This window comes from Streptomyces sp. NPDC054841, assembly GCF_053611045.1.
Genome location: NZ_JBSGZO010000710.1, coordinates 1 through 3,216, shown reverse-complemented (window position 1 = coordinate 3,216; position 3,216 = coordinate 1). Strand labels below are relative to the sequence as shown.

Below are 3,216 nucleotides of genomic sequence, written 5' to 3'. Positions count from 1 at the left end.
CAGAACTGGCGACCTCGCGTAATCGAGACTCGCGTATTCCGTGGCCGATGAGGGCTTGGGCTCACCGTGAGTGGTCGCCGGGGGCATAGTGCCTCCAGGTCCCTCCGCTCTCGGCGGCGAGTTGGGCGGTGGTGTCGTCGTGGTAGCCGAGCATGCGGGCGACCACGGGGGCAGGGGCCTGGAGTACGAGGTGGCGGATCGCCGACGTGCGTCCTCGCTGGGTGGGGAAGCCCAGGTCGCGGAGACGAATTTCGAGGGTGTCCGAGGTCATGGGTTGTCCGGCCCGTCGGCCTGGGAAGAGCCATCGGGCGCCCGGATTGGTTGCGGTCATGGTGTTCGGCCGCTGGCCCAGGTAGTCCAGCAGCATGCCGGCGAAGGGCTCAGGGACGGGCGACGGAGGGTCGCCGAGCCGGATCTGGACCTCGCCGTCCTCACGGAGGACATCGTCGATGGTGAGCCGTGCGATCCGGGTGAGGGGCTGTGCGTAGAGGAGGACGAGCGCGGCGGTCACGCGGTCCTGGAGAGGGATGTCGTCACGGTTGACGGCCTGCCGTAGCAGGGTGAGCCGTTGGTGCTGAGCAAGCGGGGCTGGGTTGCTGGTGGAGTGGTGCGGAATGGTGACCGTGGGCATGTGGTTGGACCGCATCGCCCATCGCAGGAAGGCATGGGTGAGGCGCCGGGCGGTGTAGCCGCCTGCGTACCAGTCGTCGACATCGGCCTGCGTGCACTCTGCGAGGGTTCGTCCGCGCTCGGCGAGGTGAGCGAGGAAAGCGGTCGCGAGGTGGATCTCGTTGCGGGCCTGGTGGATCTGCTTGCTGGTGAGCGGGCAGCGGTCGGCCAGGGTGTGCAGGCGGCGCTCGACGTGCCAGGTGGCGAAGAGCTCCAGCAGGCGCCGAGGCCCGGGACCGTCGATGGCGGGCAGTTTCTCGGCAAGCCACCTCTGGAACAGCAGCAGCTGCCGGTCGGCCGGGGGCAGGACACCACTCCGCATGAGCAGGTCGCGCAGGTAGGCGACCGACCGCCAAGGTGTGAGTTGGCTCAGTCCGTCGTGGGTGAGTGGGACTTCGCCGCGGGCTAGGGCCCGCAGGTTGCGCTGGACGTGGGAATGGTTCGTCCAGGTCAGTCCGCCCCAGGGGCGGCGCATCTGTCGCAGGGCATCGAACAGCGGGAGCAGTTCGGTGCGGACGGAGCCGGAGCCGTCGTCGAGTAAGTAATGGAGACGTTCGGTCAGGACGCATCGGCCGCAGATCCCTCGCCGGTAGCGCCTGGCTTCCTGGCCGCAGCGTTCGCAGGTGAAGTCGCCGAGTCCACCGGCGCAGTCAGTGCAGAGCTTGCCGCCGTCCGGCGCGAGGCCCGGGGTGAGCCGATCGACGCCACAGCCGACGCACGTTCCGTAGGTCTCCAGGGCCCGGGTCATGCAGGTCTGGCAGATGTAGCCCTCGGGCCAGTGGTTCGTCTCGGGCCGCACTGCCCGGCCGCAGCGGGTGCAGACCCGCGCGCTCGCGGGCACTCGGGTCCGGCTCATCCTTCGGGCCGGATGCGGGCGCGCTTGGGACGGACCGCCGACAGGTCGACGACCGCGTCGCCGGTGGCGACCTTGCGGATGGTGGCGTTCTCGGCCTTGGTGGCGATCAGGTCGGCCGGGGTGCACTCGAAGATGTCGCAGAGTGCGGCCAGCACCGGCAGCGACAGCCGCTCGGGGGTGCCGGTGACCAGCCGATGGACCTGGGAGAGCGAGAGGTTGATGCCCCGCTCGGCCAGCGGCGGGGCCAGCTCGCTGGTCGTGAACATACCGGCGGCGGCCATCCGCTCCCGCAGTCGCCACTGGTAGCTGACCTGGCGTTTCATCACGCCCTCCTGACGGGTTTGAGCGCGGCCTCGACCGTGGCGTCCAGCGCCCGCCGCAGCGTGCGAGTGCGGAAGTCGGAGGAGACGCAGGTGTAGATCGAGGTTGTGCTGGCATGGTCGTGGCCGGCTTGCTGCTGGACAAATAGGGCGTCCCAGCCGTCTTCGATCAGGTGGGTGACGTAGGACCTTCGTAGCGAGTGAAAGTCCAGAACCGGGTCCAGACCGAGGTCGTCGCGGTAGGCGGCGAAGCGGGAGTCCAGCCGTTGCAGGCCGACCCGCCGTCCGCGCTCGGACGGCCACAGGGCGGATCCGTCCGCGTGGCGCATGGCGGGCCGCACTTCACTCGTCCACTGGTCGAGGATCTCGGCGGACCACTCCCATACCGTCAGTACGCTGCGGCGTTTGGGGGGTGAGCCCTTCTTGGCCTTGCCGTGGCGGACGTAGCAGACGCCGTACTCGCCGAACTCCGTCCCTTCGGGGTTGCGGCCGAAGTCGGCGACATCCAGCATCCGCGTCTCGTTGCGCCGCAGCCCGTAGGCGTACGCGGTCTTGAACAGCATCGCGTCGCGGAAGGCGGGCAGCCATCCCTTGCGGCCGCGTCCGCGGACCCGGGTCACCTCGTCGTCGGCGTGGTCGAAGAACGCCTGCAACTCATCCCGGGTGAAGGCCCGTTTCGGGGACTCGGCCTCGCACTCCTGCATGTGCACGGCGGTGTTCCACTCGTGGCACACCTGGATCGGATGGGTGCCGAACCGGCGCTCGCACTCGGCCGCCCAGTCGTAGGCGGGGTCGGTGGCGTAGTCGCAGAACAGCCGCACCGCCTCCTGGTAGCCGCGCAGCGTCGAGCGGACGCAGCCGCGGACCGCCCGCAGGTCGCCGAACCACTCGTCCGCCAGCGTCGAGGACCAGCTCCAAGGGAAGGCGTCCGCATGGGTGGCGAATGCCCGCACCTTCCGCTCACGGCCGTTGATGGTCGACAGCGCGAGGTTCCGCGCCAGCTGCTGGTTGCGCCAGCCGTCCAGCATCGCTTCGAAGACCTGCTCCTCCGGTCGCAGCAGCGGCACCCCGTCCGCCAGGTGCAGCCGTGCGGCCCCCGGCGCCGCCCTGTTGTTGCCTGCCAATTCGTCACGCTCCGTAGATCGCATCCGGCGCGAGAATCTCGCATCAGATGCGAAGCCCGGGACGGAACGGCAGGTCAGCCATCCGATCGAGTGAAGCGGAACGACACGGGCCCGGCCGGTCCGCTACCGTCTCGGCAGGCACACGGTGAACCCTCAATTCACTGATCAGCGGCTTCCTTACGCCCGATCGGCCAACGCGGCGCAACGAGCGCCCAGTTCGCATCAGATGCGATTCGCGCCGGTTCCG

Annotated in this window: 3 protein-coding genes; all 3 read right to left on the bottom strand. The window is 69.3% G+C overall.

Annotated elements, in window-relative coordinates; genetic code table 11:
• Window positions 1–61 precede the first annotated feature (61 nt).
• From ACWGI8_RS42100 to ACWGI8_RS42090, 3 genes are read right to left on the bottom strand one after another with little or no spacing between them, the layout of a single operon-like run.
• Window positions 62–1,525 (bottom strand): hypothetical protein, encoded by a 1,464-nt coding sequence (locus tag ACWGI8_RS42100; RefSeq protein ID WP_453668743.1) that lies wholly within the window; start codon window positions 1,523–1,525, stop codon window positions 62–64.
• Window positions 1,522–1,848 carry a helix-turn-helix domain-containing protein gene (locus ACWGI8_RS42095; protein WP_453668742.1) on the bottom strand — a complete coding sequence of 109 codons (327 nt, stop codon included), beginning with the start codon at window positions 1,846–1,848 and terminating at the stop codon, window positions 1,522–1,524. Before ACWGI8_RS42095 ends, ACWGI8_RS42100 begins: the two co-directional genes overlap by 4 nt.
• Complete coding sequence (locus tag ACWGI8_RS42090) at window positions 1,848–2,969, bottom strand: tyrosine-type recombinase/integrase (protein ID WP_453668741.1); 1,122 nt, start codon at window positions 2,967–2,969, stop codon at window positions 1,848–1,850. Before ACWGI8_RS42090 ends, ACWGI8_RS42095 begins: the two co-directional genes overlap by 1 nt.
• Window positions 2,970–3,216: the final 247 nt, after the last annotated feature.